The 19,810-nt window shown below is 66.4% G+C and carries 16 protein-coding genes; 8 read left to right on the plus strand and 8 right to left on the minus strand.

The genetic code is table 11. The features are described 5' to 3' along the window. The first annotated feature begins 2 nt into the window (after positions 1 to 2). The 5 genes from BJF87_RS18560 (at position 3) to BJF87_RS18580 (ending at position 5,618) form a co-directional block, all read left to right on the plus strand. Positions 3 to 878, plus strand: a complete 876-nt coding sequence (locus BJF87_RS18560; protein WP_006359607.1) for an ABC transporter permease — start codon at positions 3 to 5, stop codon at positions 876 to 878. Between the two features lie 59 nt (positions 879 to 937). Beyond that, on the plus strand, positions 938 to 2,557 hold the full coding sequence (locus BJF87_RS18565) for an ABC transporter substrate-binding protein (protein ID WP_006359608.1): 1,620 nt from the start codon (positions 938 to 940) through the stop codon (positions 2,555 to 2,557). Then, positions 2,554 to 3,441, plus strand: coding sequence for an ABC transporter ATP-binding protein (locus BJF87_RS18570; RefSeq protein WP_042375993.1), 888 nt, complete (start codon positions 2,554 to 2,556; stop codon positions 3,439 to 3,441). The genes BJF87_RS18565 and BJF87_RS18570 overlap by 4 nt, the downstream gene beginning before the upstream one ends. Then, complete coding sequence (locus tag BJF87_RS18575; RefSeq protein ID WP_006359610.1) at positions 3,438 to 4,211, plus strand: ABC transporter ATP-binding protein; 774 nt, start codon at positions 3,438 to 3,440, stop codon at positions 4,209 to 4,211. The genes BJF87_RS18570 and BJF87_RS18575 overlap by 4 nt, the downstream gene beginning before the upstream one ends. 72 nt (positions 4,212 to 4,283) lie before the next feature. Beyond that, a complete protein-coding gene (locus BJF87_RS18580) occupies positions 4,284 to 5,618 on the plus strand; it encodes an NtaA/DmoA family FMN-dependent monooxygenase (protein ID WP_006359611.1) in 1,335 nt (444 codons plus the stop codon). 56 nt (positions 5,619 to 5,674) lie between these two features. Here the strand turns inward: BJF87_RS18580 and BJF87_RS18585 are convergent, their stop codons facing one another. Both BJF87_RS18585 and BJF87_RS18590 read right to left on the minus strand, forming a co-directional pair. Beyond that, positions 5,675 to 6,526, minus strand: a complete 852-nt coding sequence (locus BJF87_RS18585) for an oxygenase MpaB family protein (protein WP_006359612.1) — start codon at positions 6,524 to 6,526, stop codon at positions 5,675 to 5,677. After that, a complete protein-coding gene (locus BJF87_RS18590) occupies positions 6,523 to 7,509 on the minus strand; it encodes a triacylglycerol lipase (RefSeq protein ID WP_035753653.1) in 987 nt (328 codons plus the stop codon). The genes BJF87_RS18585 and BJF87_RS18590 overlap by 4 nt, the downstream gene beginning before the upstream one ends. A 293-nt stretch (positions 7,510 to 7,802) precedes the next feature. Here BJF87_RS18590 and BJF87_RS18595 point away from each other — a divergent pair, with 293 nt between their 5' ends. Next, entirely contained in the window at positions 7,803 to 9,449 is a 1,647-nt protein-coding gene (locus tag BJF87_RS18595; RefSeq protein WP_035753654.1) for an acyl-CoA synthetase, read from the plus strand. A 17-nt stretch (positions 9,450 to 9,466) separates the two neighbouring features. Here the strand turns inward: BJF87_RS18595 and BJF87_RS18600 are convergent, their stop codons facing one another. The 5 genes from BJF87_RS18600 to BJF87_RS18620 form a co-directional block, all read right to left on the minus strand. Beyond that, positions 9,467 to 10,762, minus strand: coding sequence for a competence/damage-inducible protein A (locus BJF87_RS18600; RefSeq protein ID WP_035753656.1), 1,296 nt, complete (start codon positions 10,760 to 10,762; stop codon positions 9,467 to 9,469). Between the two features lie 123 nt (positions 10,763 to 10,885). After that, a complete protein-coding gene (locus BJF87_RS18605) occupies positions 10,886 to 12,418 on the minus strand; it encodes a catalase (protein ID WP_006359616.1) in 1,533 nt (510 codons plus the stop codon). A gap of 94 nt (positions 12,419 to 12,512) precedes the next feature. Continuing rightward, the gene (locus tag BJF87_RS18610; protein ID WP_006359617.1) at positions 12,513 to 13,703 is read right to left on the minus strand and encodes a CaiB/BaiF CoA-transferase family protein; all 1,191 of its coding nucleotides are present in this window, start codon (positions 13,701 to 13,703) and stop codon (positions 12,513 to 12,515) included. A 109-nt stretch (positions 13,704 to 13,812) separates the two neighbouring features. Beyond that, positions 13,813 to 15,504, minus strand: coding sequence for an MDR family MFS transporter (locus tag BJF87_RS18615; RefSeq protein ID WP_035753659.1), 1,692 nt, complete (start codon positions 15,502 to 15,504; stop codon positions 13,813 to 13,815). A gap of 267 nt (positions 15,505 to 15,771) precedes the next feature. Beyond that, positions 15,772 to 16,257: a MarR family winged helix-turn-helix transcriptional regulator gene (locus BJF87_RS18620; protein ID WP_006359619.1), complete on the minus strand. Its 486-nt coding sequence runs from the start codon at positions 16,255 to 16,257 to the stop codon at positions 15,772 to 15,774. Between the two features lie 189 nt (positions 16,258 to 16,446). Here BJF87_RS18620 and BJF87_RS18625 point away from each other — a divergent pair, with 189 nt between their 5' ends. Further along, the gene (locus tag BJF87_RS18625; protein ID WP_042375989.1) at positions 16,447 to 16,863 is read left to right on the plus strand and encodes a DUF5313 domain-containing protein; all 417 of its coding nucleotides are present in this window, start codon (positions 16,447 to 16,449) and stop codon (positions 16,861 to 16,863) included. A gap of 8 nt (positions 16,864 to 16,871) precedes the next feature. On the opposite strand, the gene BJF87_RS18630 is transcribed toward BJF87_RS18625, so the two are convergent. After that, positions 16,872 to 17,708: an SDR family oxidoreductase gene (locus tag BJF87_RS18630; protein ID WP_075863720.1), complete on the minus strand. Its 837-nt coding sequence runs from the start codon at positions 17,706 to 17,708 to the stop codon at positions 16,872 to 16,874. A 434-nt stretch (positions 17,709 to 18,142) separates the two neighbouring features. Here BJF87_RS18630 and BJF87_RS18635 point away from each other — a divergent pair, with 434 nt between their 5' ends. Next, complete coding sequence (locus BJF87_RS18635; protein ID WP_006359622.1) at positions 18,143 to 19,750, plus strand: GMC oxidoreductase; 1,608 nt, start codon at positions 18,143 to 18,145, stop codon at positions 19,748 to 19,750. The last annotated feature ends 60 nt before the right edge of the window (positions 19,751 to 19,810 follow it).

The following is a 19,810-nucleotide window of genomic DNA, read 5'->3' on the forward strand; positions in this document are numbered from 1 at the left end:
ACATGGCCATGGCACCGCTCTCCACAACGACGGAAATGTCCGGTGCACCAACGAGTGCCAGGAAGACGTCCGGGCTTCGTGACTACGCGGCTCTCATCCCGTTCGCCCTCCTGCTACTCCTCGCGGTCTTCGGGCCGATGCTGGCACCGCAGGCGGCGACCGAAGTGGTCGGCACCCCCTCGACCGCGCCGTCGGGCGCCCACTGGTTCGGCACCGACTCCAACGGATTCGACGTGCTGTCCCGGACTCTCACCGCCTTCCGGTTGGACATCGCCATCGCGATCGGAGTGACCCTGCTCGCGACCGTCGTCGGCATCGCCATCGGATCGATCGCCGGCATGTACGGCTCGAAGGGCGGACCGCTCGGTGTGATCGCGGCGACACTCGGCCGCACGATCGATCTGGTCCAGGCGCTGCCCGTCATGATCGGCGGGCTGGTCATCGTCTCCTTCTTCGGCCGCAACTCGGTGGTCATCGCGCTGGCGCTCGCGTTGGTACTCATGCCCTTCCAGGGCAGGTTGATGCGCACCGAGGTGCTGCGCACCCGAAACGACGGTTTCGTGACCGCGGCGCGGATGAGCGGCGAATCCGAGTTCCGCATTCTCACCCGCCACGTAATCCCGAACTCGTGTGCTCCCGTCCTCGAGAACGCCTCGGCGATCTTCGGAATGGGGATCATCTTCTGCGCCGGCCTGGGATTTCTCGGCGTCGGCATCCCGCTCCCGACCGCGGAGTGGGGCAACATGCTCGCCGACGGAGCGGCGGACGCAGCGGTCGGACGCTGGTGGCCCGCCCTGTTCCCGGTCCTCGCACTCGCCTACTCCGTGTGGGCGGCCTCCCGAGTCACCACCTTCATCTCCCGTCGCCGACGTTTCTGACCGCACGACGTGTAACAGCTGCTCTCTCAACCCTTCCCAGAACGGAGTCCCCGATAACCATGAAACGACTGTCCACCCTGGTGAGCGGAACCGCGCTCGCCCTCGCCGCCGCACTGACACTCAGCGCGTGTGGTGGCGGGTCGTCGAACAACTCCGCCGAGGGCGGCGTGGTCATCGTGACCGCGGCCCAGCCCCCGAGCTTCAGCTACGAGACCAGCGCAACCGGCTACGAGGCCGCGGAGTTCTTCCTGAACACCGGTGCCACCCTCATCCGCAACCCGTACGTCGCCGGTTCCGACGGCCTCTCGGCGCACCAGGAGCTCTTCAAGTTCGAGCCGGTCCTGGCCAAGAGCTATGAGGTCAGTCCCGACGGCAAGACCTACACCTTCCACCTCAACACCGAGGCGAAGAGTGCAGCGGGCAACGCCCTCGACGCCGACGACGTGATCTTCTCGTTCAAGCGCAAGTTCGACGTCGACACCAGCATCGTGTCGTTCGTCAGCGCTCCGGTGATCACCTCGACCGATCAGGTGAAGAAGGTCGACGACGCCACCGTCACCATCTCCATCGCCGATCCGTCGCACGGCTTCACGCTGCTGTCGCTGCTGGCGAACACCCCGTACGCCATCTACGACTCCGAGGTGCTCACCGCGAACGCCACCCCGGACGACCCGTACGGCGTCGAGTACTCGAAGACCAACGCGGACTTCGGCTTCGGTGCGTACAAGTTGACCAGCTACACCCCCGGCCAGCAGATGGTCTACGAGGCCAACCCCGGATACGCCCTCGGTGAGCCAGGGGTGAAGCGTGTCGTCCAGCGCGTCGTCGCCGACGCCGGCCAGCGCTCCAACCTCGTGAAGAGCGGTGACGCATCGGTCGCCACCCAGCTGCGTCCGGCCGACCAGGTCGCCCTGCGCGACGCGAACGCCGCCCAGATCTTCACGGTGCCCAGCAATGCCTACGTCTACGTCCCGCTGACCACCACCAAGGCGCCCTTCGACAACGTCGAGGTCCGCCGCGCGTTCTCGTACGCGGTTCCCTACGACGCGATCATGAAGGACGTCTACAAGGGCCGCCTGGGTCCGATCTCGTCGATCCTCAACGACACGCTCCCGGACTACAACGGCAACGGCCTGAAGAGCAACACCACCGACCCGGCGAAGTCGTTGGAGATCCTGCGCAACGCGGGGATCACCACGCCGGTGAAGTTCGAGCTGACCGTCAACAACGCCGTACCCGATCTCAAGGAGTCGGCCGTCCAGATCCAGACCGCGGCCCGCGCAGCGGGATTCGAGGTCACCCTCAACGAGGTGAACTCGGCGGTCTTCCAGGAGGGACTGGCCAACAAGACGTTCCAGGCATCGATGGGTCGTGACTACGCGGTCGTGCAGTCCCCGCCGTACGTGCTGTCCCTCTTCTACACCCCGGGATCGCCGATCAACTGGCCGGACTTCGACTACGCACCGCTGAACAACGCCATCGCGGCCGGCAACGCCTCCGGCGAGCCGCTGACCCCGGCCGCATGGGGTGAGTGGAACGAAGCCGAACGCATCCTGCAGGACCAGATGCCGACCGTCTACATCGGATACGTGCAGCCGCTCAACGCATTCGCCAACGGTGTCGAGGGCTACGTCTTCCGCACCGACAGCGTGATCGACTACTCGGAGCTCAAGCCATGACCACGCTCACCGACCAGGTCTCGGTAGCCGGAGAGGACGTGACGGGCACCGCTGCCCCGGTCCTCGAGGTCACCGATCTGACGATCCGTTACGGCGGGGTGGAGAAGGTCCACCCGACCTCGTTCACGATCGGCCGGCGCGAGCGGGTCGCGATCGTCGGCGAGTCTGGCTCGGGGAAGTCGAGCATCGCCAACGCACTCGGCGGGTTCATCCCGCCGGGTGTTGGCGAGGTGTCGGCGGCGAGGATGTCGCTGTCGGGCCGTTCGTTGCTGGCGGAGAAGGCTCAGAGGATCCCGGCTCGGCGTGAGGGGATCTCGATGATCTTCCAGGACGCGATGAGCTCTCTCGATCCGATCTGGTCGGTGGGCAGTCAGCTCACGGCGGTCCTCCCGAAGAGCAGGTACGGCTCCCGCAAGGGCCGTGCCGCGGCCGCCGAGGCCCGTCTGGAGCAGGTCGGCATCGTCGAACCGCGCCGGGTGATGACGTCGGTACCGGGTCAGCTCTCCGGCGGCATGCGGCAGCGAGTGATGATGGCGATCGCGCTGGCGTCCGAGCCGGAACTGCTCATCGCCGACGAACCGACGAGTGCTCTCGACGCGTCCCTGGCGGTGTCGGTCATGGAACTCATGACCGGCCTCACCATCGAGAACGGGGCATCGCTGGTCTTCATCACCCACGACATCGCACTCGCGCGTCGTTTCGCCGACAAGGTGCTCGTCATGCAGGCCGGCGGCGTCGTGGAGACCATCGCCGCCAGGGACCTGGACCACGCGACCCACCCGTACACCCGGGGATTGCTGGAATGCATGCCCACGCTGAGTTCCGCTCAGTTGGAACGTCTTCCGACGCTGGACACGGTCATGAGAGAGGAGGCCGCAGCATGAGCACGATCATCGAGGTCGTCGACGTGCACAAGCAGTACGGGCGCAAGGTGACCGCCATCGGCGGGGTGACCACCAAGTTGGAGAGCGGCCGCGCCACCGGAATCGTCGGCGAAAGCGGTTCGGGAAAGTCCACTCTCGGCAAGATGATCGTCGGACTCACCGCACCGACCTCCGGGCAGGTCCTGGTCGACGGCCGCGACCTGTCCCGGCTGCTGGAACGTCGTCCCGGCCGTCTCGAGTACCGCCGCAAGGTGCAGCTCGTGGCCCAGGACACCACCACGACGTTCGATCCGCGGCGGATCATCCGCGAGGCGATCCGACGTCCGGCGCAGATCCTCGGCGGGCTCGACGAGAAGGCGGCCGACGCCGCCGTGGACGCCATCGTCGCCGAACTCGGCATCGCACCCGAACTCGTGGAGCGGTATCCGCACCAGCTTTCCGGCGGCCAGCGGCAACGTCTTTCGATCGCGCGTGCTCTCGTCGTCGGACCGGACATCCTGGTCTGCGACGAGGCGGTGAGTGCACTCGACGTGTCGGCACAGGCCGTGGTCCTCAATCTCCTCAAGGACTACGTGCAGACGCACTCGCTCGGGCTGGTCTTCATCTCGCACGGCCTGCCGGCCACCGCCTTCATCACCGACGACCTGCTCGTGATGAACCGCGGCAAGGTCGTCGAATCGGGCGAGACGATGTCGATCCTGCAGGCGCCGTCGAACGACTACACGCAGACGCTGGTCGGCGCATACCAGGCCATGGAAGCGGCGGCCTGACCCCACGACTCGCCGGCCATCCCGGTCGGTGGCAACACATCTCACAATCATTTCTCACGACAGGAGATCGCAATGTTCCACATGGGTTGGTTCCTCGGAGACGGCTTCGGCATTCACCCCTGGAGCCCGACGAACGGTGACGGTCCGTGGACCGGCACCAACCACCTGGACTGGATGAAGCCCGACATCCACGTCGACATGGCCAAGAGCCTCGAGCGTGCCGGCTTCGACTACATCCTCATCGAGGACACCTCGATGGTCGAGGACTCCTACAACAACTCCGCGGAGACTTCGCTGCGTCGTGGCTTCATGGCCCCCAAGAACGATCCGCTGCCGCTGGTCCCGCTGATGACGCAGGCCACCAAGCACATCGGCATCATCCCGACCGTCTCGACCATCCAGTACCCGCCGTTCCTCGCCGCACGCGCCTTCACCACCCTGGACCACCTGACCGAGGGTCGTGTGGGCATGAACGTGGTCACCAGCGTCACCGACCGGGTTGCCCAGAACTTCGGCTACGAACGACATCTCGAACACGACGAGCGCTACGAGATGGCGATGGAGTGGATCGACGTCGTCAAGGCGCTGCAGAACTCGTGGGAGGAGGGCGCCGTCATCGCCGATCCCTACGCCGGCGTCTATGCCGACCACACCAAGGTCAACCCGATCGAGTTCGTGGGCAAGTTCTTCAAGTGCCGCGGCCCGCTGAACACCATCCCGGGTCCGCAGCGTGAGGTGCCGGTGTGCTCGGCCGGTAGCTCGGAGCCGGGTCGTGTGCTCGCCGCCAACTACGACGACACCCAGATCGCCATCGTCAAGGACGCCGCAGACGCCAAGGCCTACCGCGAGGACATCCGTGCCCGCGCGGCCGCCGCCGGACGCAACCCCGACCACATCAAGGTCCTCTTCATCGCGACCCCGACGATCGCGGCCACCGACGCCGAGGCCCAGGCCGCCTACGAAGCGGCGCAAGCGTTCCGCAAGACGGACAAGGCCATCGAGTACAACCTGTGGAACATGTCCTACACCTCGGGTGGTCGTATCGACTTCGGTGCCATCGATCCCGACACCAGGGTCGGCGACATCGATCTGTCCAAGCAGAACGGCGAGTACACCTCGATCGCCGGACTGTTCGGCGGCCGCGAGGACGAGACCCTGCGCGAGGTCGTCGCGAGCAGCTTCCAGGTCAAGGACATGGGACTCATCGGTTCACCGTCGACCATCGCGGACAAGATGGGCGAGATCATGGAAGAGGCGGGTGGAGACGGCTTCCTCTTCTATCTGCCCACCACGCGCATGAACATGGCGATGATCTCCGACGGCCTGGCACCGGAACTGCGTCGCCGCGGACTCATCCGTGAGGAGTACACCGGATCGACCCTCCGGGAGAACCTGCGCGCCTTCTGATCACCGAGACCACTGTGTCCCCGCACGTCTCGGCGTGCGGGGACACAGGCGATCGTCTAGCGGTACGCCGCGCGGGCGTGCGGCACCATGCGGATGGCCCTGGGCAACCGCGGGATGATCAGCCGCGACTGCAGCGAGATCAGGCGGAAGAGAAGGCGGCGTCCGGCACCCCAGTCGATGCCGAGCAGCTCGCGGAGCTCCGGTGTGAGCAGACCGGCGGTGACGGTGGCCAGGACGAGACCGGCCACGGGACGGACCGTCGTGTTCCAGACGAGCGCGTGCCGTAGGACCGGGATGTGCGGCGGCGGTTTCGGCGACGTCACCACACCGAAGACGCGATCGGTCATGTCGGAACGCTCGAGTCGGGTGCGGGTCATCTCGTCGAACCAGGCGCAGAATGCCTCCCAGTTCTCCGGCATGTCCTGCTCGCGCACGCCGTACATGAGCCCGACCCGGCGCATCTCGAGGTAGAACTGCTCGACCTCGCCGGGCTTCCACCCTCGTCCGAGTTCCTTCTGCTGGGTGTAGATCCCGTGCACGAGGCTCGCGTGAACCCAGTGGAACGCTTCGGGATTCAATGAGCTCCAGCGGGAGCCGTCGGGATTCCGGCCCTTGATGTCGCGGTGGCGTTCGCGCAGCCGGCGCGCCATGGCGAGTGCGTCGTCGCGGCCGTAGACGACGCCCATGATCATGTCGAGTGTGCGTTCGGCACGTCCGTACGGGTCGGTCTCGAAGACCGAGAACTCGCGCACGCCGGTCGCCACCACGGGGTGGGCGACGTCGATGAGGAGCCGACGGGGCGCACCCAGGACGAAGGTCAGGTCGCCGAAGACCGTCCAGGCCACCGAATCCGGTCCGAGGGGAGTGATCTCGGAGTTGTCGATGGACGCCTCGGGTTCTGCTGTCATCTGCCTTCGCTCATTCCCGGATAGAACGGGTCGACCTGGAAACAGGGTACGCGCGTTGCCTCGGCGGGCGTCAACGCATTCTTCACGTGACGCCAGGTGCGCTCGCTGAAGTTGATCGACAGGTGCTCGGAGAGATCTACCGGACAGTCCTGCTGCAGAAGAATGTTCGTGACGTTGTCACCCTCGAGGAAGCCGTTGGTGAACGGGGTCGCGATCTCGTCGTACTTGGTGACGATCGTCGTGTAGTGGGGTCCCGGCTTGGTGTCACCGTTGCCGTAGACCTTGCGAACGAGGTCCGAATACTGTGCCTGCTGTGCGAAGGCGGGGAACAGTGCCTTGAAGATGTCGTAGCCGACGGGTCCGAACGGCGGGATGAAATACCGTACGTAGGTGAGCATGTCGCCCGTCGAACCGTGGTTACCGGGCGCGATGCCGATGACCTTGTCGACCTTCTTGTCGCCGCCGAGGAAGTCGATGTAGTAGTGCGGCAACAGGCCACCGCCCTGCGACCAACCGACCAGATCGACCTTCTTCGCCCCGGTGCTGCGCATGATCCGGTCGATGTTGCGCGAGACCTCGCGGGCTGACCGCTCGATGTCGGCGAGACCCTGGATGGGGAAGCTCGGCAGCGGCGTGATGTTGCCGTAGTTGAACGTGTAGACGCAGTACCCGCGGTTGGCGAGGTACGGGGCGCCGGCACTGTAGGCCCACTGGGTGGTGGCGGTGGCGTTCAGCAGGATCACCGGGTTGGGGCGGTCCTCGGTCAGCTTGCACGACGGGTCGTTGGCGCCCGGCGGGGACCAGTTCGCGTCCAACGTCTGGTTGAGCACGTTGGGGATCGCGGACCGGAAGTCCCAGGACACGGGGTGTTTCTTCGACGGCGCGGCCTCGGCCGAACCCACCCCGGTCAGACCCAACGTCGCTGTCATCGTGCATGCCACCGCAGCGGTGACGATCGTCGTCAGCCGTCTCATCTTGAACATGTTCCTCCACCCTCGATCTGAGGACAGATGTTGTCAGAGTCGTCGCGGATCCGCAACGAATCAGTTACCCGATCGCCCGCCCGACCCCCCACCTGCCGCGAGGCGTCCGGCAAGATCGACGACAACCGTTGGCACCCGGCCGATTTCGTCGAAGCGGGAAATTGCTCGCAAGGTCGCGACCTACTCTGGCACCTGCATCGGCCCCTGGTGACGCCCGTGACCAACGTCGCGTCATCGTCGAGCCGACCCCGTGGGCGCGGACTAGCGGCTCCGGCCGCGAAAGGTGAGTGGACATGGTCTCGGTGACCGGCGCAGTCGGAACCGCCGTCGAACAGGTGCAGGACGCCGTCGGCGCCTTCAAGGTGCTCAAGCGTTCGGGTCTGCTGGACCCCACGCGACCCAAAGAGCTCCTCACCACGGTCAAGCGCGCGAAGATCATCGGGCCCTGCGCGTCGGTGGTGGCGCATGGTGCGGACGAGTACCCGGAAGCGGGTGCGGTCGCCGACGAACGCGGTGAACTGACCTACGGTGAACTGAACGCGAACGCGAACGCGTTGGCCAACCATCTGCTCTCCTCCGGCGTCGAGCGAGGCTCGGTGATCGGCGTGATCGCGCGCGACCATCGAGGTCTGCTGACGACGATGAGCGCCGCGGGCAAGGCCGGTGTGCGGCTGGCCATGATGAACACGGGATTCGGAAAGACCCAGTTCGTCGAGGTCGCCGAACGCGAGAAGATCGTCGCGATGCTCTACGACGAGGAGTTCAGCGATCTCGCCGACGCCCTACCTCCCGAGACTCTCCGGATCGTGACCTGGGTCGATGGCGAGCGCCCGGTCCCCGAAGGGGTTCGCACCCTCGACGACATCGTCGCCGGCGGGGACACGTCAACACCCGCGGAACCGGATGAGTGGGCCGGACTCGTGATCCTGACGAGCGGCACGACGGGACTGCCCAAGGGGGCTCAGCGCTCCAAGTTGTCCCCGTTCTCGAGCGCCCTTCTGCTCGACCGAATCCCGTTCCCGCAACGCGGGACCATGGTGATCGTCTCGCCGATCTTCCACTCCACCGGCTTCGCGCTCTGGGGTGTGGGGGCGGCTCTGGGCAACAAGGCCGTCGTGATGCGACGGTTCGATCCGGAGAAGACGCTGGCCGCGCTGGCCGAACACAAAGCGGAGGTGCTGGTCGCGGTACCGACCATGCTCCACCGCATGGTGGCTCTCGGACCCGACGTCATCAAGAAGTACGACACGTCCGCGCTGCGGATCATCGTGATCGCGGGATCGGCTCTGTCGCCGACGCTTTCGGAGGCCGTCCAGGACACGTTCGGCGACGTCCTCTACAACCTCTACGGGTCGACCGAGGTGGCGGTCGCCTCGGTGGCGCAACCCGAGGAACTGCGTCTCGCGCCGGGCACGGTCGGCCGGCCGCCGGTCACCAGCCGCCTCGCCCTGTTCGACGACGAAGGTCGACGGATCTCCGGAACCAACGTCCGTGGAAGGCTCTTCGTCCGCAACGGTGCTCCTTTCGAGGGGTACACCGACGGACGCAACAAGGAGGTCATCGACGGCTTCATGTCCACCGGCGACATGGCGCGGTTCGACGAACACGGCCTGCTGCACATCGACGGCCGCGACGACGACATGATCGTCTCCGGCGGGGAGAACGTCTATCCGCTCGAGGTGGAGAACCTGCTCGGCGAACACCCCGACATCGACGACGTCGCGGTGATCGGCGTGGACGACGACGAGTTCGGAAAGCGGCTGCGCGCCTTCATCGTTGCGGCTCCGCATGCCAACCCTTCGCCCGAGGACGTCAAGGCGCATGTGAAGGCGCATCTCGCCCGGTACAAGGTGCCGCGCGACGTGGTGTTCGTCGACGAGTTGCCGCGCAATCCCACGGGCAAGCTCGTCCGCCGGCAGTTGCCGACGGGGCCGCTGTAGGTCTCGATCAGCGGAGGTCAGCCGGCGGCCCGGTCTCGCTTCAGCTGTGCGACAACCAGATGCAGCGCGGCGGTGGTGGTGAGGGAGCGGACCCGTTCCCGGTCACCGGGGAAGCGCCGCGTGATCGTGTGGGTCGGGCGGCCCTTGATCGCGACGCCGAAGCAGACGGTGCCGACCGGCTTGGCCTCGGTGCCGCCGTCGGGACCGGCGATTCCGGTGGTCGACACCGCGACATCGGACTTGAGATGGCGGAGGGCTCCCTCGGCCATCGCCGCGGCGACCTCCTCGCTGACCGCGCCGCGTGAGGCGATGAGTTCGGCGGGAACGTCGATGAGATCGGACTTCGCGTCGTTGGAGTACGACACGACGCCGCCCGTGACGTAGGCGGAGGAGCCGGGACGGTCGGTGAGTCGAGCTGCGACGAGCCCGCCGGTGCAGGATTCCGCCGTGGCGATCAGCCGACCGTCGAGGGTCGCGATGAGCTGGTCCTCGATCGTCGATCCGTCGGTCGAGAAAATCTGTCTCCCATGGTGTTCGGTGAGAAAGTCCAACAGCTGTCCGTAGGTGGCGGTGTCGGCGGCGGCGAACCGGGTGACCATGTCGAGTTCCCCGCGTCGCAGGCAGGTGGTGATCTCGAGGGCAGCGAAGCCGGGAATGGTCTCCTCGGCACGGCGCAGGGTCTCGGCGAGCTCGGCCTCATGCAGACCGTAGGCCCGGATGGTCTCCTGCGTGAGGTCGTCTGCCCGGGACACCACGTCGGCGATGGCGGGTGAGGCGATCGCGGCCGGCCACATCGCCTGAAGTTCACCGGGCGGGCCGGGCAGGACGAGGATCGCCGGCAAGGGTTGCGTACCGGGGACTGCGGGAATGGCGACGCCCGGCGCCGTGCCGGTGGGCGGTATCGCCACGGCACCGGCGGGAACGCGGGCCTGCTTGTGGATACCGATGCGGGTCGGGCCGTCGTCGAGGTCGACGGTGTCGGGTCGCCAGCGTCGGATGATGCCGGCGATGTGCTCCTCGAGAGCCGGGTCGAGCTGCAGGTCGCGCCCGCAGAACTCGGCGACCGTCGCCACCGTGAGGTCGTCGGCCGTGGGACCGAGACCGCCACTGGTGACGATGAGATCGACCTGCTGGTCGGCGAGGAATCGCAGCTGCGCGGTGAGGTCGGCAGGGCGATCCCCGCAGATCGTGATGTGGGCGACGTCGACGCCGGCCGCGAGTAGTTGCTCGGACACCCACGGGCCGTTCTGGTCGGCGATCCGTCCGGTCAGTACCTCGGTTCCGGTCACCACGATTCCTGCGCGCACAGTCACGGGTTCGAGCCTAGTCGGGGACTCCTCCGGTGAGGGTGCCTGCTGGTTCGAACCGTACGAACTCAACTCGGCCACGACTCATCGAAGTCTGGCGGCCGAGTTGAGATCTGGGAGTGAGGTTCTCTACGCCTTCTCGGCCTTCGCCTTCTCCTGCATCGACGACCGGGCCGGGTTGGCCTGGTCATCCGACTTCGGGTCGGACTCGTCCTTCTTCTCGGTCACGCCCGACTTGATGCGGGCACCGATGTCGGGATCGACGCGGTGCCAGTACTCGAACGCGCGCTGCAGAACGGGTTCGGAGACACCGTTGAGGAGATGGCCGACGACGTTGTCGACGAACCGCTCTCGCGCGTCGTCGTCGAACACCTCGCGGACCAGCGTTCCCGCCTGGCCCCAGTCGTCGTCCTCGGGATGATCGACATAGGCGCTGCGCAGGATCTCGCCGTTGGCCGCCCACTGTGGTTCGCCCTGACCGGGATACAGCGCCGACGGGCCTCCCTTGGAATTGGGTGCGTAGACCGGGTCGGTGACGTTGTGGATACGCATCGCGCCGTCCTTGGAGTACGAGTGGACCTCGTTCTTGGGCGCGTTGACCGGGATCTGCTTGTAGTTGCCGCCGAGACGGTGCCGGTGGGCGTCGGCGTAGGAGAAGACGCGGCCCAACAACATCCGGTCGGGGCTGAAGCCGATGCCGGGCACGACGTTGTTCGGCTCGAAGGCGACCTGCTCGATCTGCGTGTGATGATCGACCGGGTTGGTGTGCAGCGTCATCTTGCCGACGTCGATCAGCGGGTAGTCGCCGTGCGGCCACACCTTGGTCAGGTCGAATGGGTTGAACCGGTAGCCCACCGCGTCGTCGAACGGCATGAGCTGGACCTTCAGCGTCCAGCTCGGATGGTTACCGGCGTCGATGTTCTCGAACAGGTCCCGGGTGTGGAAATCGGTGTCGGCAGCGGCCATCTGATCGGCCTCGTGCTGCGTCAGGTGCTCGACGCCCTGGTCGGACTTGAAATGGTATTTGACCCAGTGCTTCACGCCTTCGGCGTTGACCCACAGATACGTGTGCGAGCTGTAGCCGTTCATGTGACGCCACGTCTTCGGGATGCCGCGGTCGCCCATCAGCCAGGTGACCTGGTGGGCGGACTCGGGCGACAGCGTCCAGAAGTCCCACTGCATGTCGTGGTCGCGAAGGTTGTTGTCCTGCCGACGTTTCTGGGAGCGGATGAAGTGCTGGAACTTCATCGGGTCCTTGACGAAGAAGATCGGCGTGTTGTTGCCGACCATGTCGTAGATGCCCTCGGACGTGTAGAACTTCAGCGCGAAACCGCGTGGGTCACGCCAGGTGTCGGGGCTGCCGCGTTCGCCGGCCACCGTCGAGAACCGCGCCACCATCTCGGTCTTCACGCCGGGCTGGAACAGTGCGGCGCTGGTGTAGGCCGAGACGTCCTCGGTGGTTTCGAACGTCCCGAAAGCGCCACTGCCCTTGGCATGTGGCTGTCGTTCGGGAATTCGTTCGCGGTTGAACTGGGCCATCTGCTCGATCAGATAGTGATCGTGCAGGACGATCGGTCCTCCGGCGCCCACGGTCAGAGAGTGTTCGTCACTCCCGGCCGGCGCGCCCGAATCCCGGGTTGTGTAGAGCGAATCGTCGGACATATCGCCTCCGAGAGGTCGTCGTATCCGTGCAAGAAAATGCGCGACCCGAGGGCTGCAGGTCCGCCCAGCCGATCCTACGCTGAGCCGATCGCCGTCACGGCCGCTCGCCCGCGACGATGCCGAACTCGCGGAGCACCGCGTCGGTGTGTTCGCCCAGGGCGGGTACCGGTCCCATCGCGAGCTCGACGTCGTCGAACGTCATCGGCGGCAGCACCGCCTTGATCGGTCCGACCTCGGTGTCGACGTCGCGCCAGCGGTCGCGTTCGCCGAGCTGCGGATGCTCGACCACGGCCTCGAGATCGCGGATCTCGGCGGCCGGCACACCTGCGTCGGCGAGGCGCCGGTCGAGCTCCTCGGTGGTGAACCGTTTGGTCTCCGCCGCGATGACGGCGTCGACCTCCGCCCGACGGGAGACGCGATCGATGTTGGTCTTGTACCGGGGGTCCTCGGCGAGATCCGGGCGATCGAGCACGACGCGGGTCAGCGTGTCCCACCCGCGGTCGTTCTGGACCCCGATCAGGATGGTGCCGTCCTGGGTGGGGTACTTGTCGTACGGCACGATCGCCGCGTGGCCGAGGCCGACGCGAGCGATCTGTTTGCCGCCGTAGAGCCGCATGTACATGGCGTGACCCATCCACTCGACCGTGGAGTCGAACATCGACACGGCCACCCGTGCGCCGATGCCGGTGGTGGCGCGGCGGAACAGCGCCGACAGCACCGAGGTGAGGGCGTACATCCCGGCGGCGATGTCGGAGGACGGGATGCCGGTCTTGGTCATGTCCTCGGGCGTCCCGGTCACGGAGATCAGGCCGGTCTCGGCCTGGACGAGCATGTCGTAGGCCTTGCGGTCGCGGAACGGGCCGGCGTCGCCGTAGCCGGACATGTCGACGACGATCAGTTCGGGATGGTCGGCGCGCAGGACGTCGGCGCCGAGTCCGAGGCGCGCCGCGGCGCCGGGAGCCAGGTTCTGCAGGAAGACGTCGGCTCCGGCGATCAGCGTCTTGATCGCGTCGCGGCCGGCTTCGCTCTTGAGGTCGAGTTCGACCGATTCCTTGCCGCGGTTCAGCCACACGAAATGCGAACCCGCGCCGCCGCGTACAGCCGAGTCGTACTGCCGGGCGAAGTCCCCTTCACCCACGCGCTCGACCTTGATGACCCGTGCACCCAGGTCGGCGAGGTGCCGGGTGGCGAGGGGAGCGGCGACGGCCTGCTCGAGGGCGACGACGGTGATCCCCTCCAGCGGCAGCAGGGCTGAGTCCGAGGAGGGCGACTGGTCCGAATTCACCGGCCAAGGATCACCTGCACTTGTCGGGTTCGTCAACGCGATCGGGATCAACCCGACCATCTGTGAGTCCCGCGTCACGATCGGCGTTGTGCGCCGTCGCGGGCGGGGGTCATGAGCTGCGGTCGACCGGTTTCACCGCCGGGTCGGCGAGCGCCCGCCGGTCGAGGTCGGCGTCGACCCCTGTGCCGTCGAACGTCTCGCCGGCGATGACCTGGGCGAACTCCTCGTCGGCCGTCTCCACGGCCGCCTCCGCGGCGAGCCGCTGCTCCTCACCGGTCAGGGTGTTGAGAGCGACCTCCTTGATGAAGAGGACCGCGATCGTGCCGACGATCGCCATCGCCATCGAGACCAGGAAGATCCGGGCTGTGCCGTCGCCGTACGCGCCGCGGACGATCGCCGCGATGGGTGCGGGCAGTTCGTTGAGGTTGGACAGGCCGGCACCGCCGGAGCCGGACTGGGTGATGCCGATCGCGCGCAGGCCCTTACCGATCAGGTCGGTGACGTGGTTCGACAGCACCGCTCCGAGCACCGAGACGCCGGCTGCACCACCGAGTGAGCGGAAGAAGGTCACGGTCGAGGTGGCCGCACCGAGGTTCTTCGGCTCCACGGTGTTCTGCACCGCGAGCACCAGATTCTGCATCGTCATGCCCATACCGAGTCCCAGCGCGAACAGGTAGCCGCTCAGGACCGCCATGTTGGTGTGGGCGTCGATCGTCGCGAGGAGGCCGAAGCCGACCGCCATCACGATCGAGCCGGCGACCAGGTAGTTCTTCCAGCGGCCGTACTTGGTGATGAGGCGCCCGGAGAGGGTCGCCGAGACCACCGAGCCGAAGACCATCGGGAGGGTCAGCAACCCGGCCGCGGTGGGGGAGTAGCCGCGGGCGATCTGGAAATACTGGCCCAGGAACACCGCGCCGCCGAACAGGGCCACACCGACCGCGATGCTGGCGATGGTCGCGAGGGTGGTCGTGCGCTCCTTGAACAGGTGCAGCGGGATGATCGGGTCCTTGGCCCTGGACTCCACCCAGATCGCGACGGCGAGCAGGGCGAGTCCGAGTGCGACGAGACCGAACGACACGCCCGAGACCCAGTCGAAGTTCTTGCCGGCGAGGGTGACCCAGATCAGGATGACACTGACGCCGGCCGAGATGAGCAGGGCTCCGGCGTAGTCGATGTAGACCTTGCGCCGGACGACCGGGAGGTTGAGGGTGCGCTGCACGACGATCATGGCGATGACGGCCAGCGGGACACACACGTAGAACGTCCAGCGCCAACCGAGCCAGCTCGTGTCGACGATGACGCCGCCCATCAGTGGTCCGGCGACGGTTGCGATCGACATGACGCCGGCGATGGCGCCCTGGTAGCGGCCGCGCTCACGCGGGCTGAACATCGACGCGATGACGATCATGACCAGCGACTGCATGCCGCCGAGGCCGAGGCCCTGGATCACGCGGAAGCCGATCAGCATCGAGACCGAGGTCGACAGACCGGCGAGCATCGAGCCGATCGTGAACACGCCGAGCGACAGCTGGACGAGGAGCTTCTTGCTGAAGACGTCGGACAGCTTTCCCCAGATCGGGGTGGCGGCCGTGGAAGCGAGCAGGGTCGCCGTCACGACCCAGGTGTACTGATCCTGGGTGCCGTGTAGCTGGGTGATGATCGTCGGCAATGCGTTGGACACGATCGTGGCCGAGGTCAGGGCGACGAACATGCCGAGCAGCAGGCCGATCAGCGCGTTGATGCGCTGCTTGTGGGTCATCGGTGTGTCGACGGGTTCCACTTGTGGTGGGGACGTTGTCATACGGGGGTTCCTCCGGGGTCGTGCGTGCGCCGTGTGGACGGAGCCGGATGGCGGCGACCACAGAACATCGACGAAAAACGGGCTCGTCGACCTCGTGGACTCAGGTGCCGGGAACAGCTGGCGGAAACGGGGGTCCGGCATAGGCCGCCGCCCGTTTAGTTGAATGCTGCAACTATAGGGCGCGAAAGGTGTAACGCGCAACTAAACGGGTTATTCCCGATGCCCGGAACCCGGTGGGGAATTGTGCCGCCTGCCCGACCCGGCGCGTCAGGACTCCGGGTCGACGACCGGGTCGTTGGTCGCCTCGCCGAGCCGGTGGAGCAGGCGTGTGAGGGTGCGGATGTCCTCGGGGTTCCACTGGGCCAGACGGGCTCGCCACTCGGAGATCGCCGACGCGAGAACGGCGTCGACCCGTTCGCGCCCATGATCGGTCAGCGTGACCATGCGGGCCCGTGCGTCACGCGGGTCGGGGTGCCGCTCGGCGAGCCCGAGTCGTACGACCGCGTCGATCTGCCGCGTGACCGTCGACTTCTCCATCCCGACCGCACTGACCAGGTCGGACATCGGCATCGAGTTGTGACGGGCGAGCACGGAGATGAGCGGATAGCACGACGGGTCGAGACGGCCGTCGATCTCGCGGGCCCGCAGACGCGTCCGGATTCGGCCGCGTCGCCAGAAATCGGTGAGCTCGGCTTCCAGGCCGCCGATGGCGTCGGGGCCGATGGGGTCGGCAGCCGTCGGGTCCGAGCTCATGATCGGGGAGTCCTTTCGCCGGTACGCCGTGCCGAGTCGCGGTCAGACTACCGACCGAACAGCCGTCGAGCACACGCAGCCATGGCCCATTTGCCCGATTATCGGGGTCTGTCTATGGGCGATCGCGTGGGAGCGGCCCGGTCGACGGGAGTGTGGCCTGCGTCAACCTGCTTGGAGTCGGCCTCCCCGATGGGGCACGATCGAGGAGTGAGCACGACACAACGCACCACCCCGAACGTCTGGGAGTACATCAAGTACTGCTACTGGGCGCCCCTGCCGAAGTCGATGACCGCCTGGGTCGAGAACGACCTCGCGGGACCCGGGGCCTCGTGGCGGATGGTCGTGCGGTGGGCCATCCCCTGCATCATCCTCGTGAGCCCGATGATGTTCGTCCCGGCGGACTGGGGTGTGCGGGTCATCATGACGTTTCCGATCCTCATCGCCTACCTGTTCTTCTCGATCGCGCTGAACCGCGTGTACCGCCGTCATCGGCTGGCCCAGCACGGACTCAACCCAGACCTGATCAACCGGCTCGAGCGGGAGAAGAACTCCGATCTGTACGACGAGTACCACCGCAAGTACCGCGGGGAGCATCGTCGCCGCTGATTGCGAGGTCAGTACAGGTAGTCCTCGCCGCTCGCGCGCACGGTCACGTCAGAGAGGCTGATCCCCCAGGGCTGATCGATGACGTGGACGACGGCGTCGGCCAGGTCCTCGGGAGTGATGAGCCAGTACCGGATCGAGTCCGCGTCGGTCAGCTCGGGCGGTAGTTCGCCCTTGAGCATCTGGACGACGTGCTCCCGGTACGACGCCGCGCGCTGGCCGACGATGCCGCGGATCGCGCGGTCATTGACGATCCAGCTCGCCAGATTGGTGCCCGCGACACCGGTGGGCTTGACCGTGGTGACCTTGATCTTGCCCTTCGCCTCGATCCGCAACGAGTCCGACAGCATGGTGACCGCCGCCTTCGTCGCGCTGTAGACACCCGATCCCTCGAAGCCGCCGTTGCCGTAGATCGACGCGATGTTGACGACCTGCCCGCGGCCCTGCGCGATCATCTGGTCGTAGACGGCGGAGATGCCGTTCACGACGCCCTTGATGTTGATGTCGATGGCCTTGTGCCACTTCTCCCAGGCGCGTTCGTGATCGGCGAAGAAGGCCAACGGCATGACGCCGGCGTTGTTGACGATGACGTCGATGGCCCCGAACTTCTCGACGGCGAGCGTTGCGGCCGACCGCATCTGTGCCATGTCGGTCACGTCGGCGACCTGCGCGACCGCCGATCCGCCGGCGGCGACGATGCCGTCGACAACGGCGGTCAGACCGTCGGTGTCGATGTCCACGCCGACGACATGGGCACCACGCGAGGCGCACCTCTGGGCGATGGCCTTGCCGAATCCGCCACCGGCTCCCGTGATGATGATGGTCTTGTCCTGCAAGTGATCTGACATGCATCTCCCCCGGCCGCGAATAATCGGGCCACCCTAACAGCGAACGCGGGCAGCAAGTTGGACACGAGACCCGGTCAGGGTGTGCACCCCTCAGCGCACCATGACCGAGGGGGCGCATCAGAAGAGCCCGCCGGATCCGCGGCCCTACTCGACAGACCCACCCCGGGTCGATCGTCGGCTGTGGGTCTGTCGTGTTGACCCGCTGGCCATCGATTCAGTCATATGACTCAGCATCTGTCAACCTTGCGGCGAGCTGATCAGAACGAGGGACGAAAACCGTTGTAGCCCTTGACAGGACTGTGTTCATGCCGAATTCTGCTTCGGGCGGCTGCATCTCGCAGACGTCATCTTCTCCCTATCGCGGTCGAGAGTGCCGTGACTTCCTCAGTGCATGCGTGTGCGGGATCGTCTCGTGCACCGACGACAGGAGATCCATGTCCGGGGCGTTACCGACGAGACGAACCTTCCTCAAGGCTGCGGCGGTCACCGCGGCCGGCGCAGCGGGCGCGATCGCTGTGTCCGCGAACGGGACCCCGGCGTCGGCGGCGCCGACGCGCCGTGTCCGGCGCACCCGGGAGGAGCATCGGGTGGTGGTGGTCGGCTCCGGATTCGGTGGAGGTGTCTCGGCACTCCGCCTGGCGCAGGCCGGTGTGCCTGTCCTGATGCTCGAGCGGGGGAAGCGATGGCCGACCGGGCCGAACTCGGAGACCTTCCCGCGGGCGTTGAGCCCCGACAAACGCATGCTGTGGCACGAGTCCACACCGAATCTGTTCGGTAAACCGCTGAGCGTCGAACCCTATGTGGGACTGTTCGAATCGGTTGCGGGCGAGAACATGACGGCGTTGTGTCCGGCGGGACTCGGTGGCGGATCGCTGGTCTATCAGGGCATGACATTGCAGCCGAGCGAGGCGGTCTTCAACGAGCACTTCCCCAACGCTCTCGACTGGCAGCTGATGAACCGCGTGCACTATCCGCGGGTCGCCGAGATGCTCAAGGTCGCGGTGGCACCCGACTCGGTGGTGCGGTCACCCCAGTATCTGGCCCCGCGTCAGTTCGCCAAACGGGTTCGCGCCGAGGGACTCCCGCTGCAGAAAATCCCGATGCCCATCGACTGGGGATACGCCGAGGCGGAGCTCCGCGGTGAGATGAAGCCGTCCTACACCAACGGTGACGGCGCGATCGGCGTGAACAACGGCGGCAAGCACAGCGTCGACGTCACCTACATCAAGCAGGCCGAGGCGACCGGGCTCGTGACCGTGCGGACACTGCACACCGTCCGGCAGGTCAGCAGGCGGAAGGACGGCAAGTGGTCCCTCGACGTCGAACGCACCGATGAGACCGGAAAGGTGCTGGAGCACAAAGAGATCGTCACCAAGACGCTCATCATGGCGGCGGGCAGTGTCAACACCACCAAGCTTCTCGTGCGGGCCCGCGAGGCAGGCGCGATCACCGACCTGCCCGATGGCCTCGGCCGCGGCTGGGGGACCAATGCCGACCGCATCTACACGTGGACGAGCCCGAGCATCGATTTCGGCACGGCGCAAGGCGGTCCGGTTGTGTACGGCAGTCCCAATTGGAGCAACCCGAAGAGTGCGTTCACCGTCATCCAGGCGTCTCTGCCCCCGATGCCGGTCTACGCCGGGACCACGATGCTGGTGGGCTTCGGTGTCAGTTCCGGACGCGGAGTCATCTCCTACGACTCGAGGGCCGGCGACGCGATCATCAAGTGGCCGCACGAGGGCGACTCGGAGATCCAGACCAAACACATCGACGGCGCGGTCCGCAGGATCGCCGGGCCCGACGCGATCCTCACCGACACCAACGCATTCTTCCCGTCGACGTGGCATGCACTCGGGGGCGCCAACATGGGCACGGTCTGCGACCTCGAGGGGCGGGTCAAGGGGCAGCCCGGTCTCTACGTCCTCGACGGTGCGCTCATGCCGGGCACCACCGCAGCCTGCAACCCGTCCATGACCATCGCCGCGGTGGCCGAACGCGCGCTCGACCACATCGTCGCCAAGGACGTGGGGGCCACGATCTGACCCTTCGTGGCTCGCTTCGCTCGCACCTCAGGGATCGAGAGGAGGTCCGCCGATGGAATG

It is taken from the genome of Gordonia sp. CNJ-863, from assembly GCF_001942325.1.
Lineage (GTDB): Bacteria > Actinomycetota > Actinomycetes > Mycobacteriales > Mycobacteriaceae > Gordonia > Gordonia alkanivorans.

Coding starts and splice junctions, on each gene's coding strand:
- BJF87_RS18590 (WP_035753653.1), bottom strand. CDS start 7,509: ATGTTCAAGATGAGACGGCTGACGACGATCGTCACCGCTGCGGTGGCA.
- BJF87_RS18585 (WP_006359612.1), bottom strand. CDS start 6,526: ATGACAGCAGAACCCGAGGCGTCCATCGACAACTCCGAGATCACTCCC.
- BJF87_RS18565 (WP_006359608.1), top strand. CDS start 938: ATGAAACGACTGTCCACCCTGGTGAGCGGAACCGCGCTCGCCCTCGCC.
- BJF87_RS18575 (WP_006359610.1), top strand. CDS start 3,438: ATGAGCACGATCATCGAGGTCGTCGACGTGCACAAGCAGTACGGGCGC.
- BJF87_RS18630 (WP_075863720.1), bottom strand. CDS start 17,708: ATGTCAGATCACTTGCAGGACAAGACCATCATCATCACGGGAGCCGGT.
- BJF87_RS18595 (WP_035753654.1), top strand. CDS start 7,803: ATGGTCTCGGTGACCGGCGCAGTCGGAACCGCCGTCGAACAGGTGCAG.
- BJF87_RS18570 (WP_042375993.1), top strand. CDS start 2,554: ATGACCACGCTCACCGACCAGGTCTCGGTAGCCGGAGAGGACGTGACG.
- BJF87_RS18615 (WP_035753659.1), bottom strand. CDS start 15,504: ATGACAACGTCCCCACCACAAGTGGAACCCGTCGACACACCGATGACC.
- BJF87_RS18605 (WP_006359616.1), bottom strand. CDS start 12,418: ATGTCCGACGATTCGCTCTACACAACCCGGGATTCGGGCGCGCCGGCC.
- BJF87_RS18625 (WP_042375989.1), top strand. CDS start 16,447: ATGGGGCACGATCGAGGAGTGAGCACGACACAACGCACCACCCCGAAC.
- BJF87_RS18580 (WP_006359611.1), top strand. CDS start 4,284: ATGTTCCACATGGGTTGGTTCCTCGGAGACGGCTTCGGCATTCACCCC.
- BJF87_RS18635 (WP_006359622.1), top strand. CDS start 18,143: ATGTCCGGGGCGTTACCGACGAGACGAACCTTCCTCAAGGCTGCGGCG.
- BJF87_RS18620 (WP_006359619.1), bottom strand. CDS start 16,257: ATGAGCTCGGACCCGACGGCTGCCGACCCCATCGGCCCCGACGCCATC.
- BJF87_RS18560 (WP_006359607.1), top strand. CDS start 3: ATGGCCATGGCACCGCTCTCCACAACGACGGAAATGTCCGGTGCACCA.